The sequence below is a fragment of the Blastococcus sp. SYSU D00669 genome, from assembly GCF_054050715.1.
The window spans coordinates 15,364-36,695 of the sequence record NZ_JBJGZV010000043.1; the positions used below are offsets into that span (position 1 = coordinate 15,364).

At 72.6% G+C, this 21,332-nt stretch carries 21 protein-coding genes; all 21 read left to right on the forward strand.

Going from position 1 to position 21,332, the window contains the following annotated elements; genetic code table 11:
- Window positions 1-30 precede the first annotated feature (30 nt).
- Window positions 31-1,335: an ABC transporter substrate-binding protein gene (locus ACI8AF_RS23015; protein WP_456542090.1), complete on the forward strand. Its 1,305-nt coding sequence runs from the start codon at window positions 31-33 to the stop codon at window positions 1,333-1,335.
- 43 nt (window positions 1,336-1,378) lie between these two features.
- The gene (locus ACI8AF_RS23020) at window positions 1,379-2,320 is read left to right on the forward strand and encodes a carbohydrate ABC transporter permease (RefSeq protein ID WP_456542091.1); all 942 of its coding nucleotides are present in this window, start codon (window positions 1,379-1,381) and stop codon (window positions 2,318-2,320) included.
- A 28-nt stretch (window positions 2,321-2,348) separates the two neighbouring features.
- Window positions 2,349-3,182, forward strand: coding sequence for a carbohydrate ABC transporter permease (locus ACI8AF_RS23025; RefSeq protein WP_456542092.1), 834 nt, complete (start codon window positions 2,349-2,351; stop codon window positions 3,180-3,182).
- A 190-nt stretch (window positions 3,183-3,372) separates the two neighbouring features.
- Entirely contained in the window at window positions 3,373-4,449 is a 1,077-nt protein-coding gene (locus tag ACI8AF_RS23030; RefSeq protein ID WP_456542093.1) for a Gfo/Idh/MocA family protein, read from the forward strand.
- A gap of 1 nt (window position 4,450) precedes the next feature.
- Window positions 4,451-5,443, forward strand: a complete 993-nt coding sequence (locus ACI8AF_RS23035; RefSeq protein ID WP_456542094.1) for a hypothetical protein — start codon at window positions 4,451-4,453, stop codon at window positions 5,441-5,443.
- 2 nt (window positions 5,444-5,445) lie between these two features.
- A complete protein-coding gene (locus ACI8AF_RS23040) occupies window positions 5,446-5,823 on the forward strand; it encodes a C-glycoside deglycosidase beta subunit domain-containing protein (RefSeq protein ID WP_456542117.1) in 378 nt (125 codons plus the stop codon).
- On the forward strand, window positions 5,820-6,698 hold the full coding sequence (locus tag ACI8AF_RS23045; RefSeq protein ID WP_456542095.1) for a redoxin domain-containing protein: 879 nt from the start codon (window positions 5,820-5,822) through the stop codon (window positions 6,696-6,698). The genes ACI8AF_RS23040 and ACI8AF_RS23045 overlap by 4 nt, the downstream gene beginning before the upstream one ends.
- 9 nt (window positions 6,699-6,707) lie before the next feature.
- Entirely contained in the window at window positions 6,708-7,922 is a 1,215-nt protein-coding gene (locus ACI8AF_RS23050; RefSeq protein WP_456542096.1) for an ABC transporter ATP-binding protein, read from the forward strand.
- 10 nt (window positions 7,923-7,932) lie between these two features.
- Window positions 7,933-8,931, forward strand: coding sequence for a sugar phosphate isomerase/epimerase family protein (locus tag ACI8AF_RS23055; protein WP_456542097.1), 999 nt, complete (start codon window positions 7,933-7,935; stop codon window positions 8,929-8,931).
- A complete protein-coding gene (locus ACI8AF_RS23060) occupies window positions 8,931-9,317 on the forward strand; it encodes a C-glycoside deglycosidase beta subunit domain-containing protein (RefSeq protein ID WP_456542098.1) in 387 nt (128 codons plus the stop codon). The genes ACI8AF_RS23055 and ACI8AF_RS23060 overlap by 1 nt, the downstream gene beginning before the upstream one ends.
- Before the next feature lie 11 nt (window positions 9,318-9,328).
- On the forward strand, window positions 9,329-9,739 hold the full coding sequence (locus tag ACI8AF_RS23065) for a C-glycoside deglycosidase beta subunit domain-containing protein (protein WP_456542099.1): 411 nt from the start codon (window positions 9,329-9,331) through the stop codon (window positions 9,737-9,739).
- Window positions 9,736-10,752 carry a sugar phosphate isomerase/epimerase family protein gene (locus ACI8AF_RS23070; protein ID WP_456542100.1) on the forward strand — a complete coding sequence of 339 codons (1,017 nt, stop codon included), beginning with the start codon at window positions 9,736-9,738 and terminating at the stop codon, window positions 10,750-10,752. Before ACI8AF_RS23065 ends, ACI8AF_RS23070 begins: the two co-directional genes overlap by 4 nt.
- On the forward strand, window positions 10,749-12,254 hold the full coding sequence (locus ACI8AF_RS23075; RefSeq protein ID WP_456542101.1) for a GMC oxidoreductase: 1,506 nt from the start codon (window positions 10,749-10,751) through the stop codon (window positions 12,252-12,254). The genes ACI8AF_RS23070 and ACI8AF_RS23075 overlap by 4 nt, the downstream gene beginning before the upstream one ends.
- Entirely contained in the window at window positions 12,251-13,762 is a 1,512-nt protein-coding gene (locus tag ACI8AF_RS23080; protein ID WP_456542102.1) for a GMC oxidoreductase, read from the forward strand. Before ACI8AF_RS23075 ends, ACI8AF_RS23080 begins: the two co-directional genes overlap by 4 nt.
- Window positions 13,759-15,063 carry a C-glycoside deglycosidase beta subunit domain-containing protein gene (locus tag ACI8AF_RS23085; protein WP_456542103.1) on the forward strand — a complete coding sequence of 435 codons (1,305 nt, stop codon included), beginning with the start codon at window positions 13,759-13,761 and terminating at the stop codon, window positions 15,061-15,063. Before ACI8AF_RS23080 ends, ACI8AF_RS23085 begins: the two co-directional genes overlap by 4 nt.
- Before the next feature lie 105 nt (window positions 15,064-15,168).
- A complete protein-coding gene (locus ACI8AF_RS23090; protein WP_456542104.1) occupies window positions 15,169-15,951 on the forward strand; it encodes a nuclear transport factor 2 family protein in 783 nt (260 codons plus the stop codon).
- Complete coding sequence (locus ACI8AF_RS23095; RefSeq protein WP_456542105.1) at window positions 15,952-17,361, forward strand: MFS transporter; 1,410 nt, start codon at window positions 15,952-15,954, stop codon at window positions 17,359-17,361.
- A gap of 99 nt (window positions 17,362-17,460) precedes the next feature.
- A complete protein-coding gene (locus ACI8AF_RS23100) occupies window positions 17,461-18,426 on the forward strand; it encodes a sugar phosphate isomerase/epimerase family protein (protein ID WP_456542106.1) in 966 nt (321 codons plus the stop codon).
- A complete protein-coding gene (locus ACI8AF_RS23105) occupies window positions 18,423-19,397 on the forward strand; it encodes a sugar phosphate isomerase/epimerase family protein (RefSeq protein ID WP_456542107.1) in 975 nt (324 codons plus the stop codon). Before ACI8AF_RS23100 ends, ACI8AF_RS23105 begins: the two co-directional genes overlap by 4 nt.
- Window positions 19,394-20,341, forward strand: a complete 948-nt coding sequence (locus ACI8AF_RS23110) for a sugar phosphate isomerase/epimerase family protein (protein WP_456542108.1) — start codon at window positions 19,394-19,396, stop codon at window positions 20,339-20,341. Before ACI8AF_RS23105 ends, ACI8AF_RS23110 begins: the two co-directional genes overlap by 4 nt.
- Complete coding sequence (locus tag ACI8AF_RS23115; RefSeq protein WP_456542109.1) at window positions 20,338-21,327, forward strand: sugar phosphate isomerase/epimerase family protein; 990 nt, start codon at window positions 20,338-20,340, stop codon at window positions 21,325-21,327. The genes ACI8AF_RS23110 and ACI8AF_RS23115 overlap by 4 nt, the downstream gene beginning before the upstream one ends.
- The last annotated feature ends 5 nt before the right edge of the window (window positions 21,328-21,332 follow it).

The following is a 21,332-nucleotide window of genomic DNA, read 5'->3' on the forward strand; positions in this document are numbered from 1 at the left end:
GGTCGCCGGTCCGTTCCGAAAGGGATCCACATGACCCAGCAAGGTCACGGAAGGCTCCGCCGCCTCGGCGTCCTCGTCGCCGTGCCCACGATCAGCGCTCTGACGCTCGCCGCGTGCGGCGGGGGCGACGACGACGGCGGCTCCGACGGCGGCTCCGGCGGTGCGGCCGACAGCTTCACGTTCGCGTTCGAGAACGCCAGCGGTGGAGCCGAGAACCCGTGGACGGTCCTCGCGGAGAAGTACACCGAGGAGACCGGCATCGAGGTCGAGGCGCAGGGCCTGCCGCCGGACAGCTACGGCGTGACGATCCGGACCCAGCTGCAGGGCGGCAACGCGCCGGACGTGATGATGTTCTCGCCCGGCTCGGGCAACGCGAACGCGGTGCTCCCGCTGGCCGAGGCCGGCTACATCGAGCCGCTGGACGAGACGTCCGCGGCGCTGGTCCCGGAGGGCAGCGAGGCGCTCTACGGCATCGACGGCGAGATCTACGCCCAGCCGACCAACCTCATCCCCGTCGGGATGACCTGGAACTCGGGCGCCGCCTCCGATGCCGGCGTGGACGTGCCCGCGGACTTCGACGCACTGCTCGACTCCTGCGGACCGCTCGCCGACGAGGGCAAGTCGCTGTTCGTGGTCGCCGGTTCGGTGCCGCCCAACCCCGGCCTGATGGCCATGGCCATCTCCGCGACCCGGGTCTACGCCGAGACGCCGGACTGGAACGAGCAGCGGGCCGCGGGCGACGTCTCGTTCGCCGACAGCGAGGGCTGGCAGGAGACCCTGCAGGCCATCGTCGACATGAACGAGGCCGGCTGCTTCCAGCCGGGCGCCGCCGGGGGTGGCTTCGACACCATCACGCAGAACATCACCCAGGGCACGTCGCTGGGCGGCTTCCTGCCCGGTAGCGCGGCCAACGAGCTGAACACCGCCACGCCGGGGCTGGCCCTCGAGGTCCAGGCCTTCCCGCCGGCCGACGGTGGCCAGCCGTACCTCCTGGCCAGCTCGAACTACGCGCTGAGCATCAACGCCGACGCCGAGGACGCCCAGAAGCAGGCCGGGCAGGACTTCCTCGACTGGCTCGCGCAGCCGGAGAACGCCGCCACCTTCACCGAGATCCAGGGCGGTGTGGCAATCACCGGGGTGGACGACGACCTCAACCCGGTCTTCGAGCCGGTGCGGGACCTCCTGGAGGCCGGCGACTACGCGCCGCTGCCGAACCTGGCGTGGCCGAACCCCTCCGTGTACGACGCGCTGGCCACGGGGACGCAGGGCCTCATCGCGGGGCAGGGGGACATCCAGTCCGTGCTCGAATCGGTCGACCAGGCCTGGGACCAGTAAGACCGAGCGGCACAGCTCTCGGACCGATCCAAGGGACGAAACGATGACTGCCACGATTCCGACCGGCCCCGTCGTCCGAGAGGGCACAGCGGCCGCCGGGGGTGGGACCTCCTCCCGCCCCCGGCGCAGCCGGCCGCTCATCTCCTACGGCCGCTGGTGGTGGGCGCTCCCCGCCATCGCCATGGTGCTGCTGATCCACTACATCGCCACCGCCGGCGGCGCCTTCTACGCCTTCACCGACTGGACGGGGATCGGTGACTTCGACTTCGTCGGCCTCGAGAACTTCCAGCGGATCTTCGACGACCCGGCGATGATCGGGTCGCTCCGGAACACGCTCTTCCTCGCCTTCGGCTTCCTGATCCTCACCAACGTGGTCGGCCTGCTCCTGGCCCTGGCGCTCAACCGCACCCTGAAGACCCGCTACCTCCTCCGGGCGCTGTTCTTCCTGCCGGTCGTCCTGAGCCCGCTGGCGGTGAGCTACGTCTGGAAGTTCATCTTCGAGTACAACGGCCCGCTCAACGGGGTCATCGGCTGGTTGGGCATGGAGCCGAGGACGTGGCTGGCCGACCCGACCCTCGCGCTCTGGTGCGTGCTGGTCGTCATGGCCTGGCAGACGACCGGCATGGTCATGGTCATCTACCTCGCCGGTCTGGCCACCGTGCCGGCCGAGATCGAGGAGGCCGCCGCCCTCGACGGGGCCGGTACCTGGCGGCGGTTCCGGCACATCACGGTGCCGTCCATCCGGCCGTCGATCGCGATCGCGTCGACCCTCATGCTCATCCAGGGCCTGCGCGTCTTCGACCAGGTCCTCGCCCTGACCGGCGGTGGTCCCGCCGGAGCGACCGAGACCCTGGCCACCCAGGTCTACAAGGAGACGTTCGCGCTGAGCAACTTCGGCTTCGGTGCCGCGCTCGCGCTCCTCCTGACCTTGATCATGCTCGTCTTCTCGGTGCTGCAGCAGGTGGCCACCAAGGACCGTTCGTAAGGGCGCCGACCGCTAGGAGAACCGACCGATGTTCCGCTACACGAAGGCCACCGCCCTGCGCGAGGGGATCGTCTGGGTCGTCGCGCTACTGACCCTGCTGCCGTTCTACTTCCTCGTCGTCACGGCGTTCAAGCCCAGCGAGGAGCTGCTGACCACCGGCACCTCCGCGCTGCCGAACCGCCCGACCGTCGAGAACTTCGTCGAGGTGCTGACCGAGGGCGGCGACAACAACATCCTCCTGGCGCTGCTGCACAGCGTGGTGATCACCGTCGGCAGCATCATCGGCCTGGTGGCCTTCGGGTCGCTCGCCGCCTACGTGCTCGCCAGGACGACCCGGCGCTGGGGCACGGTGGCCTTCTACCTCTTCCTCGTCGCGATCATCCTGCCCACCCAGCTCGGCCTCATCCCGCTCTACATCGGCGCCCGGCAACTCGGCCTGGTCGGCACGATGTGGGGGATGGTCATCCTCTACGTGGGGACGCTCATGCCGTTGGCGGTCTTCCTCTACGCCGGGTTCTTCCGCAACCTCCCGCGCGACTACGAGGAGGCCGCAGCCCTCGACGGTGCCGGTCCCGGCAAGGTCTTCTTCCGGGTGGTCCTCCCGCTCATGGCCCCGGCCACCGGGACCGTCGCCATCCTCACCGGGCTCATCGTCTGGAACGACTTCTTCTCGTCGCTCATCTTCCTGGGCGGCTCGGACAACCAGACGCTGCCCGTCTCGATGTACTACTACGTCGGCTCGCTCGTCTCGGCGTGGAACAAGATCTTCGCGATCGTGATCATCTCGATGGTGCCGATCCTCGCCTTCTACCTCTTCGCCCAGAAGCGGTTCATCCAGGGCTTCGCCGGCGGCATCAAGTAGCACCCGCTCCTCGGCAACCGACATCGCCATGTCGGTTGCCGAGGGCTGCCCGCTCACTGCGGAATCGGTGACGTCGATGGGCGGCATCACCAGGCTTGTTCCTCCCGGCGGTTGACTTCATCCGGCTGTCGGCAGAAGTATGTGGTTGCAGTCACGCGGCGGGGCGCCGCACCGATCTCAGGGGGTTCCGATGGCCGATCGCGTACGGGCCGGCATCATCGGCGTCGGGTTCATGGGCACCGTCCACGCCCGGGCCGTCCGCCGCGCCGGGGGAGTGGTGTCCCGCCTCGTGGGCTCGTCGCCGGAATCCTCCCGGGAAGGTGCGCAGCGCATCGGGGCCGAGTTCCCCGCCGACACGGTCGAGGACCTGCTGGCGGCCGACGACGTCGACGTCGTGCACGTCTGCACCCCCAACGCCACCCACGCGCCGCTGGTGCGCGCGGCGCTCGCGGCCGGCAAGCACGTCGTGTGCGAGAAGCCGCTCGCCGTGGACCCGGCCGAGGCCGAGGAGCTCGTCGTCCTGGCCGCCGAGGCCGGGGTGACGGCGACCGTGCCGTTCGTCTACCGCTTCTACCCGACGGTGCGCGAGGCCCGCGCCCGCGTGGCCGACGGCACCGCCGGCCCGGTGCGCCTGCTGCACGGCTCCTACCTGCAGGACTGGCTCGCCGAGGACACCGACGACAACTGGCGCGTCGACGCCGCGGCCGGTGGCGCGTCCCGCGCGTTCGCCGACATCGGCGTGCACTGGTGCGACCTGGTGGAGTTCGTCTCCGGCCACCGCATCGCGCGGCTCGCCGCGCGCACGGTCACCGCGGTGCCGGAGCGCGGGGGGCGGGCCGTCAGCACGGAGGACGCCGCGGTGGTGCTGTTCGAGACCGACCACGGAGCGTTCGGCAACCTGACGGTCAGCCAGATCAGCCCGGGGCGGAAGAACCGGCTGTGGTTCTCCGTCGACGGCGCCGCCGAGTCGCTGTGCTTCGACCAGGAGAACCCGGACTCGCTGTGGATCGGCGGCCGCGAGGTCAACCGGCAGCTGCTGCGCGGCACCAGCGAGGGGCCGGCCGCCGCTCGCTACGCGACCGTCCCCTCCGGGCACCCGCAGGGCTACCAGGACTGCTTCGACGCCTTCGTCGCCGACAGCTACGCCGCGCTGGCCGGCGAGACGGTCGACGGCCTGCCCACCTTCGCCGACGGCCTGCGCGCCGCACGGATCACCGCCGCCGTGCTCCAGTCCTCGCGGACCAGCAGCTGGGTCCGGGTGGCCTGACGTGACCATCCTGGGGACGGCGTTGTTCTCGCTCACGCCGGAGTTCCGCGCCGGCGCCGGGCTCGTCCCGCTGCTGGAGCGGCTCGCCGCCGCCGGCGGCGGCCCGGCGGTCGAGGTGATCGGGCACCAGGCGTGGCGCGGCTTCCCGGCCGTGTCCGCCGACGACGAGCGGGCCTTCCGCGACGCGCTGGACCGGCTCGGCCTGGTCCCCGTCGCGCTCGGCGTCTACACCGACACCTGGCGCAGGCCGGACCGGCCGATGTCCGCCGCCGAGGCCTTCGACGACATCGCCCCGCAGCTGGCCGCCGCCGCCCGGCTCGGCTTCCCGGTCGTGCGGGCGACGCTCGGCATGGAGAGCGGCCTGCTGCGCCGGGTCGCCGCCGAGGCGGCGCGGCTGGGCGTGGTCCTCACCTTCGAGGTGCAGGGGAACACGCCGCCCGACGACCCCGCCGTCAGCGAGCTCGCCGAGCTGCAGGCCGCGACCGGCACCCCCTACCTGGGGCTGACGATCGACGCCAGCCTGACCACCCCGGCCCTGCCGGCCGCCCTCGACACCGCCCTGGCCCGCCTCGGCCTCGACGCGGACGGCGTCGCCGCCGTGCACCGCGCCTGGGCGGCCGACGGGCCGATCGGCCCCCGCATCGGCGCCGCGCTCGCGGCCGTCGCCGGGCACCCGCGGCAGGCGGAGCTGACCACCCTCGTCGCCGGCGTCCTCGGCCGCTGCGGCCGGTCGACCGTGGCCGCCTGGCAGGACGTCCTGCCGCTCGTCCGGCACGCGCACGCCAAGTACTGGGACGCCGACGTCGACGCGATCCGGGAGTCGCACGGCGCGTGGCTGGCCGCTCTCGACGCGGCCGGCTACGACGGCGCCCTGGTCAGCGAGTGGGGCGGCCACGAGCTGCTCGACCGCGCCGACGTCGACGCCGTCGCCCTCACCGCGGCGCACGTCGCCCTGCTCCGCGAGCTCCGCGAGAAGACGGCGGTGACCGCGTGACGATGACCGAGGGGACCCTGCGCCCCGACGCGCTCTCGGCCCGCGACGGCCGGCTGGGGCTCGCCCTGCGCCTGCCCTGGTACCGCTCGCTGCCGCTGTCCTGCCTCGAGTCGGTCGACGTGCGGGTCGACGGCGCCCCCGTCGCGGTCCGGCAGGTGGCCACCGGTGGCTTCACCGGCCCGGTCGCCGAGGCGGCCGGCACCGGCGCCTGGTGGGACCTGCGCGACGCCCTCGACGTCGTCCTCGACGCGGGTGCCGTCCCGGGGGACGCGCACGCGGTCGAGGTCGACCTCGCCGTCCGCATCCCCTACATCCAGCAGGCCCCCGGCGTGCCGCTCGTGCAGCGCGCGACCGTCCGAACGGAAGGCACCGTCCGATGACCCGTCTCACCGTCGGCGACCCCGCCCCGCCGCTCGCGCTGCCCGACCCGGACGGCGCCGTCCACCGGCTCGACCCCGGCGCGCACGCGGCGACCGTCGTCGTCTTCACCGCCAACGGCTGCCCGTACGCCCGGGCCTGGCACGACCGCATCCAGGACCTCGCCCGCGACCACGCCGGCCGCGACGTCGCCGTGCTGCAGGTCGTCAGCAACGACGAGGCCGACCACCCCGAGGACGGCGTCGACGGCATGCGGGCGCGGATCGCCGCCGGCGAGCTCGCCGGGCCGTTCCTCCGCGATGCCGAGCAGTCCGCCGCCCGCGCCTACGGCACGACGGCCACGCCCGAGGTGTTCGTCGTCGACCGCGCCGGCGTCGTCCGCTACCACGGCGCCCCGGACGGCGACCACGACGACCCCGCGCAGCGCGCGGGCTGGGTGCGCGCGGCGCTCGACGACGTCCTCGCCGGTCGCGAGGTCGCCCGCCCGAGCACGCCGCCGGCCGGCTGCTCGATCAAGTGGCGGGTCGAGCTGCTCTGGTGGGAGGGCTGCCCCACGCACGGCCAGGCCGCCGAGCTGCTCGAGGAGACCCTCGCCGAGCTCGGCAGGGGAGAGGTGCACGTCGCCCGCCGCGAGGTCCGCACCCGGGCCGACGCGCAGCGGCTCGGCTTCCCCGGGTCACCCACCTTCCGGGTCGGCGGGCGCGACCTCTTCCCGTCCGACGCGCCCCCGGCGCTCACCTGCCGCGTCTACACCCGCGGCGACGGCCGCAGCGCCCCGCTGCCCGACGCCGGCGACCTGGCCGCCCGCCTGCGCGAGGCCCTGGTCCGGCCGTGGGAGCTGCCGGGCTGGGTCGACTTCCGCAAGCACACCGTCTGAGGAGCTGTCATGGCATCGATCACCTTCGACCGCATCACGAAGCGCTACCCGGACGGGACCCTGGCCGTCGACGAGCTCGACCTGGCCGTCGCCGACGGCGAGTTCCTCGTCCTCGTCGGCCCGTCGGGCTGCGGCAAGACGACGGCGCTGCGCATGGCCGCCGGCCTGGAGGAGATCTCCGAGGGCCGGCTGCTGATCGGCGACCGCGACGTCACCGACGTGCACCCCTCGCAGCGCGACATCGCGATGGTCTTCCAGAGCTACGCGCTCTACCCGCACATGTCGGTGCGCGACAACATCGCCTTCCCGCTCACCTGCGCCGGCGTGCCCCAGGAGGAGACGAAGGGGCGCGTCGAGCGCGCGGCCGAGGCGCTCGGGCTCACCGAGCTGCTGCACCGCAGGCCCAAGGCGCTCTCCGGCGGCCAGCGGCAGCGCGTGGCCATGGGCCGGGCGATCGTGCGCACCCCGCAGGCGTTCCTCATGGACGAGCCGCTGTCCAATCTCGACGCCAAGCTGCGCGGCCAGATGCGGGCCGAGATCCGCGGGCTGCAGCGCGAGTACGGCGTCACCACGCTCTACGTCACCCACGACCAGGTCGAGGCCATGACGATGGGCGACCGGATCGCCGTCCTGCGCAAGGGCGTGCTGCAGCAGCTGGGCACCCCCGACGAGCTCTACGACTCGCCGGCCAACCTGTTCGTCGCCGAGTTCATCGGCTCGCCGCCGATGAACGTCGTCTCGGCCACCGTGCTGCGGGTGCCCGGTGGGTACGAGCTCGCCGTCGGCTCCCAGCGGCTCGCCGTCCCGGCCGTGCCCCCAGCCCTCGCCGGGGCCGACGCCACCCCGGTCGCCCTCGGCTTCCGGCCCGAGGCGCTGCGCGACGCGGCGGACGCCGACCCGAGCTGGCCGCGGCTGGCGGCCGACGTCGAGGTGGTCGAGAACATCCCGCCGGAGAAGCTGGTGCACCTGCGGGTGGACGCCGAGCCGGTGGTCAACGACGCCACCGTCGAGATCGCGAAGGACATCGACGCGGCCGCCGCCGAGGATCTGCGCCGGCTCGGCCGGGGCAGCGTGGTCCTCGCCCGGCTGCACGGCGGCGCCGGGGTCCGCGAGGGCACGCGGGCGCAGTTCGCCGTCCCGCCGTCGGCCCTGCACTTCTTCGACCCGGCGACCGGCCAGGCCCTCGCCCCGACCGCGCCGCGGCTCGCGGTCGCGACCGCCTGAGGAGGACGGCGTGAGCAGCGTGCAGCGGGGCGTCAGCCTCTACTCGTTCCAGGAGGAGTACTTCCTCCGCACGATGTCGGTCGAGGACTGCATCCGGGAGGCCGCGGCCTTCGGCGCCCGCGGCATCGAGATCATCCCCGAGCAGATGATCCCGGGCTTCCCGCACGTCTCCGACGAGTTCGTCGAGTCGTGGTCCGGCTGGATGGAGACCTACGGGGCGACGCCGGTCGCCACCGACCTGTTCCTCGACACCAAGCTGCACCCGCACCGCTGGCTGACGCTGGAGGAGCAGGTCGCCTCGGTGCGCCGCGACGTCGACATCGCCGTCCGGCTGGGGGCGACGGTGGTCCGCGCGATCATCAACACCCCGCCGGAGGTGATGGAGGCCGCGGCCCCGTACGCCGAGGACGCCGGCGTGCGGCTGCTGCTGGAGGTGCACGCGCCGTTCCACTACCAGCACCCGTGGATCCTGCAGCACCTCGAGGTCATGTACCGGACCGGTTCGCCGGCGCTGGGCCTGATGCCCGACATGGGCACCTACGTGCGGCGGTTCCCGCGCGTGGTGGCCGAGCGCGCGCTGCGCGACGGCGCCAAGCCCGAGCTGGTCGACCTGATCGTCAGGACCTACGACGACCACGGCGACAGCCACGCGCTGATGGACGTCGTGAATTACCGCGGCGGCGGCCCCGTCGACTTCGGGCTGGCCCGCCAGGCGACGCACTACATCTGGTCCGAGCCCGAGGCGATGCTCGAGCACATGCCCCTGATCGGGCACATCCAGGCGAAGTTCTACGAGATGGCCCTCGATGGGGCGACAGGGCGGGAGTACGAGTACTCGATCCCCTACGACGAGATCGTCCCGGTGCTGGTCGAGGGCGGCTTCGACGGCTACCTGTCCAGCGAGTACGAGGGCAACCGGCACATCCAGGACGCCTTCCCCGTCGACTCCGTCGAGCAGGTCCGCCGCCAGCACGCGATGTTCGCCCGCCTCCTGGGAGAGGACGCCTGATGTTCGACAAGTACATCGTCTGCGAGGAGGGCTTCCGCGCCCTGGACGACGGCCGCACCGGCGGCGTCGTCGAGGTCCGGATGCCGTACTACCGCGGCCTCACCCTGTCGATGGTCGAGGCCGTCGACCTGGTGCTCGACGGCCGGCCCGTGCCGGCGGGGCGCACCACCTTCACGGTGCACGGCCACACCTACACCTTCGCCGAGCTGCCGACCGTCACCGACGACCGCTGGGAGATGGGCGAGCGGGCGCAGCTCGCCTTTGAGACCGACGAGCCTCTCGCACCCGGCCCGCACGACGTCACGGTCGTCGTCCGGCTGCGCATCTCGTACATGCCCGTACCCGGCGGCGGCCGGGACAGCAAGCGGCTCACGCTCGCCGCCTGAGAGGAACACCGATGGGACCCCTGGACGACCAGGTGGTGCGCGCCGACTCGCTCACCGCCACCCCCGACGGCCTGGACATCGCCGTCTACTCGCACTGGTACCGGGCGCTGCCGCTGCCCTCGCTCGCCCGCGTCGACCTCACCGTCGACGGCGAGCGGATCGACCCGGCGACCCTGGCGGTGACCGTCAACGGGCACCGACACGAGTTCGCCGAGCTGGCGGGCAAGGGCGACGAGTACTGGTTCACGACCGACCCGGTGGTGCTGCACACGCGGGTGCCGACCGAGCCCGGGCGCGAGCACCGCGTGCAGCTGCTGCTCGGCCTCTCGATCCCCTACATCCTCACCGGCCCCGACCGGGTGCCGCTGGTGGCGCCCAGCGCGACCGACAAGACCCTCACCGCCGCGGGAGCACGACCGTGACCGACACCGCCCCGGGGCTGCCGCGCCTCGGCACCACCCTGTTCAGCCTCACCCTCGAGCAGCGCAGGCCCGGCCGCGACCTCGCCTCTCTCGTGGAGGAGGTCGCCGCCCGCGACCTCGGCCCGGGTCTGGAGATGGTGGCCTTCCAGTCGCTGCGGGGCTGGCCCCGGCCGTCCGACGAGCAGGTCCGCGAGGTGCGCTCGGTGATCGAGCGCTCGGGGCTCACCCCGTCGTGCCTGGCGATCAACAACGACCTCGGCCTGTACCCGGGCCGTCTGCTGAGCGACGACGAGTCCTACGAGTACGTCGCCGTCCAGGTGCGCGGTGCCGCCGCGCTCGGGTTCCCGGTGACGCGGGTGGGCGTCGAGACCTCACCGGCCACCCTCGAGCGGCTGCTCCCGCTGGCCGAGGAGCTCGGCGTGAAGATCGGCGTGGAGATCCACGCCCCGCTGACCGTCGAGGCCGCGCCGGTCGCCGCGCTGAAGGAGACCTTCACCCGCCTCGACACCGAGTGGCTGGGGTTCATCCCCGACATGAGCTCGAGCATGCGGGCGGTCCCGGGCGCGGTGCACGACGCGCACCGCGCCGCCGGCATCGCCCCGGAGCTGACCGCGCTCACCGAGCAGCTGTGGGCCGAGCCCGGCCCGACCGCCGAGAAGTTCCCCGAGCTGGAGCGCCGCGCCGCCGAGGCCGGCGCCACCCCGGCCCAGGTGGGCAACCTCAAGATGCTGTTCACCATGCACGGGCGCATGGCGCCCGAGCGCTGGGCCGAGTTCTTCCCGCACGTCGTGCACGTGCACGGGAAGTTCTACGGCATCGAGAACGGGCAGGACCCGTCGATCGACTGGCCCGCGGTCGCCCGCGTGCTGGTCGAGCAGGGCTACGCCGGCTTCATCTCCAGCGAGTACGAGGCGCACGCCTACAGCGACCGGTACAACGCCTTCGACCAGGTCCGCGCCCAGCACGACATGCTCAAGCGCCTGCTCGAGTCGCAGCCGGCGGTGGCCCGGTGAGCGAGACCTACGACGTCGTCGTCGTCGGCTCCGGCCCGGTCGGGACGGCGGTGGCGCGCGAGCTGGCCGACGCCGACGCCGGGCTGCGGGTGCTGGTGCTCGAGGCCGGCCAGGTCGTCGGCGAGGTGGCCGGCGGGCACGTGAAGAACATCGCCGACGTCGAGGCGCGCGACGCCGCGCTGGCGGCTCTCGCCACGGGTCCCGGCCCGCAGCCCGGCGGCACGCCGGCCCGGCCCGGCACCGTGCTGGTCGGGGCGGAGAGCATGCCCAACGCCGCGATGTCCACCAACGTCGGCGGGATGGGCGCGCACTGGACCGCCGCGTGCCCGCGGCCGGTGGACGACGAGGTGCCGGACTGCGTCGACCCGTCCGTCCTCGACGAGGCGCTCGGCCGCGCCGAGCAGCTGCTCGCCGTCACCACGCACGCCTTCGACCGGGCGCCGCTGATCGGCGCCGTGCAGCAGGTCCTCGGCGAGCTGTTCGACCGGCCGAGCCGGCGCCCGGTGGGCGCGATGCCGGTCGCCGTCACCGTGGGCGAGGACGGCGCGCTGCACTGGACCGGCCCGGCGATCATCGCCGGCGACCTGTGGGAGCGGCCGCACGTGACCTTGCGGGCCGGCACGCTGGCCCGCCGGGTCCTGCTCGACGGCGATCGCGCCACCGGCGTCGAGGTCGTCGACCTGACCACGGGGGAGCGGTCGACCGTCACCGCGCGGGCCGTGGTGGTGGCGGCCGACGCCTTCCGCACCCCGCAGCTGCTGTGGGCCTCCGGCGTCCGCCCCGAGGCGCTCGGCCGGTACCTGACCGAGCACCCGCAGATCATGGCCGCGTCGGTGCTCGACGAGAAGTTCGTGCCCGCCGACGCCCCGGTCGACGCCGACCTCCCGGTGACCGCCTCGGCGGCGCCCGGCGGCGGCGCGATCGTGCCCGTCTCCGGGGTCTCCTGGGTGCCCTACGCCGCCGACCGCCCGTTCCACGGCCAGGTCATGCAGATGGACGCCTCGCCGGTACCCCTCGACCCGGGCGTGACCGTGCGCCCCGGCCAGGTCGTCGGGCTCGGCTGGTTCTGCAAGAAGGAGCTCTCGCCCGAGAACCGGGTCTGGTTCGACGAGGACGCCGCCGACGAGCACGGCCTGCCGGCCATCCGCATCGACTACGCCCTCAGCGCCGCCGACGAGGCGTCGATCGCCGCCGCGAAGACCGAGATCGCCGAGGCCGCGCAGGCGCTGGGCCGCCCGCTCGGCGACCCGTTCGTCATGCCGGCCGGCAGCTCGCTGCACTACCTCGGCACCACCCGGATGGGCGCGGCCGACGACGGCACCAGCGTCTGCGACCCGACCGGCCGGGTCTGGGGGACGGCGAACCTCTACGTCGGCGGCAACAACGTCATCCCGACCGCCACCGCGTGCAACCCCACCCTCACCGCCGTCGCGCTCGGCGTCCTCACCGCCCGCGCCCTCGTCGCCGAGCACGGCGCCGTCCCCCAGGAGGCCTCCGCATGACCCCCCGTGTCCTGATCGTCGGCAGCGGGCCGACCGGCGCCACCTACGCCCGGCTGCTCCTCGAGCAGGTGCCCGACGCGTCGGTGCTCATGGTCGAGGCCGGCCCGGTCGTGACCACGCCGCCCGGTATGAACGTGAAGAACGTCCCCGACCCGGACCAGCAGGCCGCCGCCCGGCTGGCGTCGCAGGGCCGGGCCACCGAGAGCGGCGTCTCCGGCATCCCCGGTGGCGTCGTCGTCGAGGGCACGATCACCGCCCGCCAGGGCACCCACCTCATCGGCCGGGCCGCCGAGGGTTCGGCCGGCATGCCGGCCGCGGCCGGCGCCACCTGCGTCGGCGGGCAGGGCGTGCACTGGACCTGCGCCACGCCGCGGCCCACCGGCCCGGAGAAGGTGCCGTTCATCGACGACGGCGAGTGGGAGCAGCACGTCCAGGCCGCCGAGGCACTCCTGCACGTCCACCGGCCCTCGTTCGACGACTCCCCGCAGGCGACGGCGATCCTCGAGCGGATCCGCGACGAGTTCGCGCCCGACGGCCTCGTCGTCCGCCCGCTCCCGGTGGCCGCCGACCCGCGGGCCGACGGCTCGCTGCGGTGGAGCGGCACCGACGTCGTGCTGGGTCCCCTGGCCGAGGGCGCGCACGCCGACCGGTTCACCCTGCGGCCGGAGACGCTGTGCGTGCGGGTGCTGCGGGACGGCGACCGGGCGGTCGGCGCCGTCCTGCGCGACCTGCGCACCGGCGCGGAGGAGGAGGTCCGGGCCGACGTTGTCGTCCTGGCGGCCGACGCGCTGCGCACCCCTCAGCTGCTCTGGGCCTCCGGCATCCGGCCCGAGGCGCTGGGCCGGTACCTGACCGAGCACCCGCTGCTGTTCGGCGTCGTCGCGGTGCGTCCCGACGTGCTGCCCGAGCCGGAGCCGGGCGCGGCGGTCGACCCCATCCGGGCGATCGTGGCGATCCCGTTCGACGAGGAGCACGGGCACCCCTACTCCGCGCAGATGATGTACAGCCCCGTCTCGCCCGCGCCGCTGCCCGAGGGCAGCCGGTTCCGCGACAACCCGGCCGGCTACGTCGGCATGGGCTGGGGCATCCGCAAGCGCCCGCGCCCCGAGGACCGGCTGACCTTCGACGACGACCAGCCCGACGAGAACGGCCTGCCGGGCATCCGGATCGCCTACGCGCTCACCGACGTCGAGGAGGCGGACTTCGAGCGGGCGCGCAAGCACCAGGCCCGCGCGGCCGCCGCGCTCGGCGAGTTCGTCGACGGCATGCCGAAGGTGATGCCCGCCGGCAGCTCGCTGCACTACATGGGCACCGTCCGGATGGGCGTGGCCGACGACGGCACCAGCGTCTGCGACCCGTTCTCGCGGGTGTGGGGTGTCCCCGGCCTGGTGCTCGCCGGCAACGGCCTCATCCCGACCGCCAACTCGATGAACCCCACCCTCACCAGCGTCGCCCTCGCCGTCCGCGGGGCCACGGCGCTGGCCACCGACCTCCGCGAAGGGGCATGACCGTGCTCGAGTTCCCGATCATCCAGGGCCGTGGCTTCCGCAACGTCGCCGACGGCGGCCGGGTCACCGGCTTCCAGTTCCGGCTGCGCAACCCCAACTACCGCGGCGGCCCGGCCAGCCTGCTCGACGGCATCGAGGTCGTGATCGACGGCGAGCGGATCCCCGACCACGTGCCGCTGTGGACGCTGCAGGGCCGCACCGTCACCCTCGACGAGCTGCGCGCGTCGACCGACCTGCGCTGGCAGCTCGACGAGCCGGCCACCATCACGGTGCCGAAGCCCGGCGGCCTGTCGGTGGGCGTGCACCACCTCGAGGTGACGGTCTTCCTGCGCCGCTCGTACTTCCCGCCGATGATCGAGCGCTCGCAGTTCACCGCGCAGGGCTCGGGCGTGATCGTGCCGCCGGCCCCGGAGGGGGGCCTGAAGTACGGCGTCTCCACCTACAGCTACACCGGCGACGTCTACACCTCCATGACGCTGGAGGACGTCTTCGCCGACATCGCCGACCTCGGGGCCACCGGCATCGAGATCCTCGGCGAGGGCAACCTGCCGAACTACCCGACCCCGGACGCCGCCTTCGTCGACTCGTGGCACGGGCTGGTCGAGAAGTACGGCCTGACGCCGACCAACTTCGGCTCCTGGGTGGACACCACCCGCTTCCACGGCCGCGACCTGACCGCCGAGGAGGGCGCCGAGCAGCTGCAGCTGGACCTGCGGCTGGCGAAGCAGCTGGGCTTCACGTCGGTGCGGCCGAAGTTCGGCGTCACCTCCTGGGACCTCGACCCGCACCCGATCTGGGAGCAGGTCGTCGAGCGCTCGCTCGACCTGGCCGCCGAGCTCGACGTCGTCATCTGCCCGGAGATCCACTCGCCGACGCCGATCAAGCACCCGGTGACCCAGGGCTACGTCGACTTCATCGAGAAGACCGGCACCGAGCACTTCAAGCTGCTCATCGACACGGGCATCTTCCAGACGGCCGCCGTCCTGGAGAACGCCGAGAGCCTCGGGACGGACGACGAGGACGACGTCCCGCCGCCGCTGCGCCCGCTGCGGGTGCCCATGGCCGACCTGGTCGAGGTGCTGCCGCACACCCACTTCATCCAGGCCAAGTTCTTCGAGATCGACGACGACCTGCACGACCTCCACGTGCCGTGGGGCGACATCGTCCCGACCCTGCAGGACGCCGGCTGGAACGGCTGGCTGTCCAGCGAGTACGAGGGCCGGCGCGAGCCCGGCCGCGGCCGCGACCAGGTCCGCCGCCAGCACGCCCTGCTGCGCTCGCTGGCGGAGGATCACGGCTGACCGTGCCCACCTCCTGCCGGCTGATCACGCCGAGGCCGTTCCGCGGGCCGCCCCGCTCCTCGTGAGCCCACCCCATCCGATCCGACAGAGGAGCAAGGAACCGGCATGACCACGATCGAGGAGACCCAGGCGCTCGAGCGGCGCCTGGCAGCACTGGAGGAGCGGCTCGCCGTCGCGGAGCGCGCGGCGACGCGCGCGCACGACCGCGGCGCCGTCGAGAACGTCTTCAACCGCTACATGCACTACCACAACGCGTACGAGGACCAGCGCATCATCGACGAGCTCTGGGTGAAGCCCGGCACGCCGGACATCTGGTCGCGCTACAACAACGTCGGTCTCTACACGACCTACGAGTCGGTGACCGCCTACCACCGTGGGCGGCCCCGGCCGGTCGGCAAGCTGCTGTTCCACTACACCACCACGCCGGTCGTCGAGGTCGGCGCCGACGGCCGGACCGCCAAGGGCATCTGGATCATGGCCGGCCTGGAGTCCGGACTCATGGACCCGGAGGTCGCGAAGGGCGTTCCGCCGTGGGTCCTCTCGGGCGGTGAGGTCGACGGCAAGCCGGTCTGGGCGCACTGGGTGTGGTGCAAGTACGGCGTCGACTTCGTCAAGCAGGACGGCGAGTGGCGGATCTGGCACTTCCGTTGCTACGAGGTCGCCCGCGCCCCGTTCAACCGGGACTGGATCTCCTTCGCCAAGGACAACCAGGAGAGCCACGACTCGCAGTTGGCCTGGTTCGGCGACGACGGCGTCCCGGTCTTCCTGCCCCCGGTCGACGAGCCGGTGACGACGACGGACTACCACCCGTACGCGAACGACGGGGTCCAGACGCTCGAGCCCGAGCCACCGCAGCCCTACACGGAGTTCGAGGACACCTTCCGCTGAATGGAGGTCACCGACACCGCGGCGGCGTCCGTCCAGGCGCCGCCGCGGCGGCCGGGCGCACTGCTGGCGATCGCCTGTGCCGCGCAGTTCATCGCCGTCCTCGACACCTCGATCGTCAACGTCGCGCTGCCGCCGATGCAGGAGAGCCTCGGGCTGTCGGCGACCGGGCTGCAGTGGGTGGTGAGCAGCTACACGCTCACCTTCGCCGGCTTCCTGCTGCTCGGTGGGCGGCTCGGCGACCTCTTCGGGCGCAGGCGCGCCTTCCTCGGCGGGCTGCTGCTGTTCTCCGTCGCGAGCCTCGCCGGCGGGCTGGCCCAGGAGGGCTGGCAGCTGGTCGCCGCGCGGTTCGCGCAGGGGCTCGGGGGAGCGGTCCTCGTGCCCACGACCCTCAGCCTCGTCACCACCGGCTTCACCGACGCGCGGGCCCGCGCCCGGGCACTGAGCCTGCTCACCGCCGCGGCCGCTTCCGGCAGCGCGCTCGGCGGCGTCATCGGCGGTCTGCTGACCGGCCTGCTGAGCTGGCGGTGGGTGCTGTTCGTCAACGTCCCGCTCGGCGCGGTGCTCGCCGTCGTCGCGGCGTGGGGGCTGACCGGCCGGTCGCCGGACCACGTCCGCGGTCGCCTGGACCTGCCCGGCTCGGTGTCGGTCACCGCCGCGACGGCGCTGCTGGTCTCGGCGGTGATCCTCGGCGAGGAGCGGGGCTGGACGTCGGGCCCGGCGCTGTCCTGTCTCGCCGGTGCGGTGGTGCTCGGCCTGCTGTTCGTGGTCGCCGAGCGCCGGGTGGCCGAGCCGGTCGTCCCGCTGTCGGTCTTCCGGGTCCGGCCGGTGACCGTGGCCAACTCCCTGACCGCGGTCACCGGCGGTGTGCTGCCGGCGATGATGTTCTTCCTCGTCCTCTACCTGCAGCAGGTCCTGGACCTCGACCCCCTGACCGCCGGCCTCGTGCTGGCCCCGGGGGCGGTCGGGATCGCCGTCGGGGCCCGGCTGAGCTCCCGGGCGATCGAGCGACTGGGCCCGCGCCATCTGTTCCAGCTCGGCACCCTGCTCGCCGCGGTGTCGCTCGTCTGGCTGTCGCGCATCGACGGCGGTGGTGCCTACTGGTGGGACGTGGTGGTGCCGATGACGCTGGCCATGGCCGGCTTCGGCGCGGCCGGGCTGCCGTTGACCGTCACGGCGACGACCGGGCTGGGTCCGGACCGGGCGGGACTGGCGTCGGGCCTGCTCTCGACGTCGCGGCAGGTGGGCGGCGCCGTCGGCCTGGCGGCGCTGGTGGCCGTCGCTGCCTCGGCCGCCGTGGGCGACACCGCGACCGACGGGTTCGCCGTCGGCCTGCTCACCGGCGCGGGGCTCCAGCTGGCCGCGTGCCTGGCGGCCTTCGCGCTGCCGCGGGCGGGTCATCAGCGCCGCTGATGCGGCACATCGGCCGGAACCGTTTGTGCCGGCGGTCACGACGCAGCAGGATGTTTCTGCACGGATTACGCAAAAATAGTTCGATCGAGGGGACACCACGTGGTGTGGACGAAGTGGTCCTACATGGACCACTGGGTGACGGAGACGCCGCAGGGGCCCCAGCCCCCGCAGTTCAACCGCGCCTACATGGACCGGTACGTCAAGCAGCTGTCGGCCCTCGGGTTCACGGGCTTCGACACCTTCTTCTTCTACCTGCACGCGCTCGGGGGGATGTACGGCTCGGTGCCCGGCTTCGAGCGGTTCCTGCAGGACAACGGGTTCGAGAAGATCACCGGGATCTTCTCCGCGTACCCGTCCGCGACGAGGTACACCGCGCCGCACGTCCGGGAGACGCACGACCGGATCGTCGCCGACTGCACGAACACGCTGCGCATGTGCGAGGGCCTGACCGGCGTCGAGAACTTCATCGTCATGCCGACCTCGACCTACTACCAGACCGAGCCGGTCACCGACGACACCATCAAGGTGGTCGCCGACCTCTGGAACCGCGTCGGGAAGCTGACCCTCGAGCAGGGCATGAAGACGACCTGCCACTTCGAGTTCTGGGGCGCGATCCGGACCCGTGAGCAGCTGGACACGTTCTTCCGGTACACCGACCCCGAGTACGTCTACTTCTTCTGCGACACGGCGCAGCACACGATCGCCGGCGTCGACCCGGTGCAGATGTTCCGGGACTACTCCGACCGCTGCACCGGCTTCCACTTCAAGGACACGAAGAACGTCGACGAGCACGAGGCCTACCGCACGCCGCCGGACCCCGAGCTGATGGCGCCCCGGGTGACCCGCTGGTTCTACGAGATGGGCGAGGGCGGGCTGGTCGACTTCCCGACCCTGATGAAGGAGATCGTGCGCTCCGGCTACGACGGCTGGCTCACCGTGGAGCACGACAAGGCCGAGCTCGGCGGCGGCAGCTACGCCGAGGCCACCGCCGTCGCCAAGTGGTACATCGACAACGTCCTCGCGGAGGCACAGGCCGAGGCCGAGGCGGAGGTGGCCGCGCGATGAAGGACAGCCTGCGCTGGTCGTACGCGCTCAACCAGTGGAACTTCCGGCTCGACGTCTTCGTCCGGCACGAGGAGCAGCAGCGGGCGCTGAAGACCGTCTCCGCCTGCGGTTTCGACCACGTCGAGCTGGCGTCGGGGACCGGCCGCTGGGACAACATCGCCCGGCCCGAGGTCATCCTGCTCAACCACGGTTCGCACCAGGGGTTCCTCGAGTTCCTGCGCCGGGCCCGGGTGCAGGGCGTCTCCAGCATGTTCTGGGACCCGCAGCAGCCCGCCGAGGAGGAGGAGGGGTACGCGTTCCGGTCGACGGCGAACCCGGCCGACCACGACGCGATCGTCGAGTGGTCCCGCCCGCTCGTCGACTTCGTGGCCGGGGTGGGCGCCGAGCAGCTCGTCGTCCGCCCGGTCGGGTCGGCCTGGATGTCCCCGCCGCTCGACGCCGACGGGATCAAGCTGATCGGCGAGGTCTGGAACCGGATCGGCGAGCTGGCCTCGGCCGCCGGCATCGGTCTCGCCCTGCACTACGACTGCCTCGGCGCGATCCACTCGGCCGACGAGCTGCGCGGGCTGCTCGCCGCGACGGACCCGGCGACCGTCGGGTTCGCGCTCGACACCGCCGAGCTGACCGTCGGCGGCATCGACCCGGTCGCGTTCTACCGCGAGAACGCCGAGCGGGTCACCCACGTGCACCTCAAGGACACCCGCTACGCCGACACCGGCGAGGAGTACCGGATGCCGGGTGCGGAGTCGACGATGCTCAAGGGCGGGGCCGGGCGCCGGATCGAGCGCTGGTTCTTCGAGCTCGGCACCGAGGGCGGCCTGGTCGACGTCCCCGGCTTCGTGGCCGCGCTGCGGGAGCGGAACCACCCGGGCTGGGTCGTGGTCGAGAGCGACCACGGCGGCAACCCGGCCGAGCTCGCCATGCTCAACAGCTGGTATCTGCAGCACGAGCTCGGGATCCCGAAGTCATGAGCGCTCAGCGGAACATCAAGTGGTCGTACATGGACCACTGGCGCAGCAACGGCCCGGCCGGCCCGGTCGACCAGTGGCACTCGCACAGGACGATGTCGGCGTTCCTCAAGCAGGTCAAGGCGACCGGGTTCGACGCGATCGACACCTTCGACTTCCGCATCTGGCAGATGTACGGCGACTACGGCGGCCCGGCGAAGTACCAGGAGATGGTCCAGGACCACGGGTTGGAGCGGATCGTGAACACGTTCCACGCCGCCGACTACGACGTCCGCAGCTACGCGCCCCACCTCCCGGAGACGCACGAGAACATCCTCGAGGACTTCCGGGTGACGATGGGCCGCTGGTCGGAGATCCAGCTGGACAGCATCATCGTGATGCCGGCGACCCTGTACTACGACATGGAGCCGATCACCGAGGACAAGCTCAAGTACACCGCGGAGTGCTGGAACAAGGTCGGCGAGATCACCGCGGGCTACGGCGTGCGGCTGACCTGCCACCACGAGTTCTTCTGCGGCATCCAGAGCGAGCCGGACATCGAGACCTTCTACTCCTACACCGACCCGCAGCACGTCTCGCTGTTCGTCGACACCGCGCAGCACTGCATCGCCGGGCTCGACCCGGTGGCGCTCTACCGGCGGCACGCGCACCGGGTCAGCGGCTTCCACTTCAAGGACACCCGCAACCGGGCCACCGGAGACGACCACCGGCACCGGCCGGACTCCGAGATCATGGCGCCGACCACCGGCAAGTGGTTCTACGAGATGGGCACGCCGCACGGCCTCGTCGACTTCGAGGCGATGATGACGGCGGTCCGCGACAACGAGTTCCGCGGCTGGATCACCGTCGAGCACGACAAGGCCAACAAGCAGGGCGGAGACTACTCAGAGAGCACCGCCATCAGCCGCTGGTACGCGGTCAACGTGCTGGAACGGATCTACTCGTGAGCGGGATCCGATTCTCCTACGCGCTCAACCAGTGGAAGCCGCAGTTCGACGACTTCGTCCGCCGCGAGGAGCACGAGCGGGCGCTGAAGACGATCTCGATCGCCGGCTTCGAGGGCGTCGAGCTCTCCTACGGCACCGGCCGCTGGGAACCGTTCGGCAACCCGCAGCAGGTCGAGGCCAACTTCGGCTCGCTGGCCGGCTTCCGCGAGTTCCTCGCCTCCTGCGCGCTGGACGCGGTGTCGAGCTGGGCCTACGACCCGAGCCAGCGCTCGATGGAGCACCTGACCGGCCCGCTCTCGCCGCTCTCGGCGGACGACGTGCCCGCCATCGTCGAGAAGGCCCGCTGGTTCGCCGGTGCGCTCGCCGAGCTCGGCGGATCGGTGCTGCTCGTCCCCGCCGCCCCGCCCGCCGGGGACGTCGACCCGTTGGACGACGACGCCCTCGGGCGGCTCGCCGCCTGCTGGGAGGCGGTCGGCCGGGCCACGGCCGAGCACGGCGTCCGGACGGCGCTGCACGTGGACTTCCTCTCCGCGTTGCGCCGCGACCACGTACCCCGACTGCTCGACCGCACGGACCCCGCGCTGGTCGGGCTCGCGCTCGACACCGGCGAGCTCGCCGTCGGCGGCATCGACCCGCTGGCCGTGATCGAGCGGAACGGCGACCGGATCTGGCACGTGCAGTTCCAGGACGCCCTGGCCGTCGACGACGCCGAGGAGTACCTGCAGCCGCACGCCTACTGGACCGTCCGGGTCCGTGGCGGCGCCCGGGAGGTCCCGCGCTGGTTCGCCGAGCCCGGGCACGACGACGGCCTGGTCGACTTCCCGGCCGTCACCCGGGCGCTGCGCGCCGCCGGGTACGAGGGCTGGATCGCCTTCGAGAGCCAGCAGAGCCCGCACCCTGCCGCCAGTGCGCTGCTCGGCGGCTACCTGCTGCAGCGCGAGTTGCGCCCGATGCTCGAGCAGCCGCTCGACACGGTGCGGGGCTGAGGCTG

Bases quoted from the DNA above. Each gene is read 5' to 3' on its own strand.
- ACI8AF_RS23090 (WP_456542104.1), top strand. From the start codon at position 15,169: ATGACCACGATCGAGGAGACCCAGGCGCTCGAGCGGCGCCTGGCAGCA.
- ACI8AF_RS23095 (WP_456542105.1), top strand. From the start codon at position 15,952: ATGGAGGTCACCGACACCGCGGCGGCGTCCGTCCAGGCGCCGCCGCGG.
- ACI8AF_RS23065 (WP_456542099.1), top strand. From the start codon at position 9,329: ATGGGACCCCTGGACGACCAGGTGGTGCGCGCCGACTCGCTCACCGCC.
- ACI8AF_RS23045 (WP_456542095.1), top strand. From the start codon at position 5,820: ATGACCCGTCTCACCGTCGGCGACCCCGCCCCGCCGCTCGCGCTGCCC.
- ACI8AF_RS23080 (WP_456542102.1), top strand. From the start codon at position 12,251: ATGACCCCCCGTGTCCTGATCGTCGGCAGCGGGCCGACCGGCGCCACC.
- ACI8AF_RS23050 (WP_456542096.1), top strand. From the start codon at position 6,708: ATGGCATCGATCACCTTCGACCGCATCACGAAGCGCTACCCGGACGGG.
- ACI8AF_RS23015 (WP_456542090.1), top strand. From the start codon at position 31: ATGACCCAGCAAGGTCACGGAAGGCTCCGCCGCCTCGGCGTCCTCGTC.
- ACI8AF_RS23040 (WP_456542117.1), top strand. From the start codon at position 5,446: ATGACCGAGGGGACCCTGCGCCCCGACGCGCTCTCGGCCCGCGACGGC.
- ACI8AF_RS23105 (WP_456542107.1), top strand. From the start codon at position 18,423: ATGAAGGACAGCCTGCGCTGGTCGTACGCGCTCAACCAGTGGAACTTC.
- ACI8AF_RS23085 (WP_456542103.1), top strand. From the start codon at position 13,759: ATGACCGTGCTCGAGTTCCCGATCATCCAGGGCCGTGGCTTCCGCAAC.
- ACI8AF_RS23020 (WP_456542091.1), top strand. From the start codon at position 1,379: ATGACTGCCACGATTCCGACCGGCCCCGTCGTCCGAGAGGGCACAGCG.
- ACI8AF_RS23060 (WP_456542098.1), top strand. From the start codon at position 8,931: ATGTTCGACAAGTACATCGTCTGCGAGGAGGGCTTCCGCGCCCTGGAC.
- ACI8AF_RS23110 (WP_456542108.1), top strand. From the start codon at position 19,394: ATGAGCGCTCAGCGGAACATCAAGTGGTCGTACATGGACCACTGGCGC.
- ACI8AF_RS23025 (WP_456542092.1), top strand. From the start codon at position 2,349: ATGTTCCGCTACACGAAGGCCACCGCCCTGCGCGAGGGGATCGTCTGG.
- ACI8AF_RS23030 (WP_456542093.1), top strand. From the start codon at position 3,373: ATGGCCGATCGCGTACGGGCCGGCATCATCGGCGTCGGGTTCATGGGC.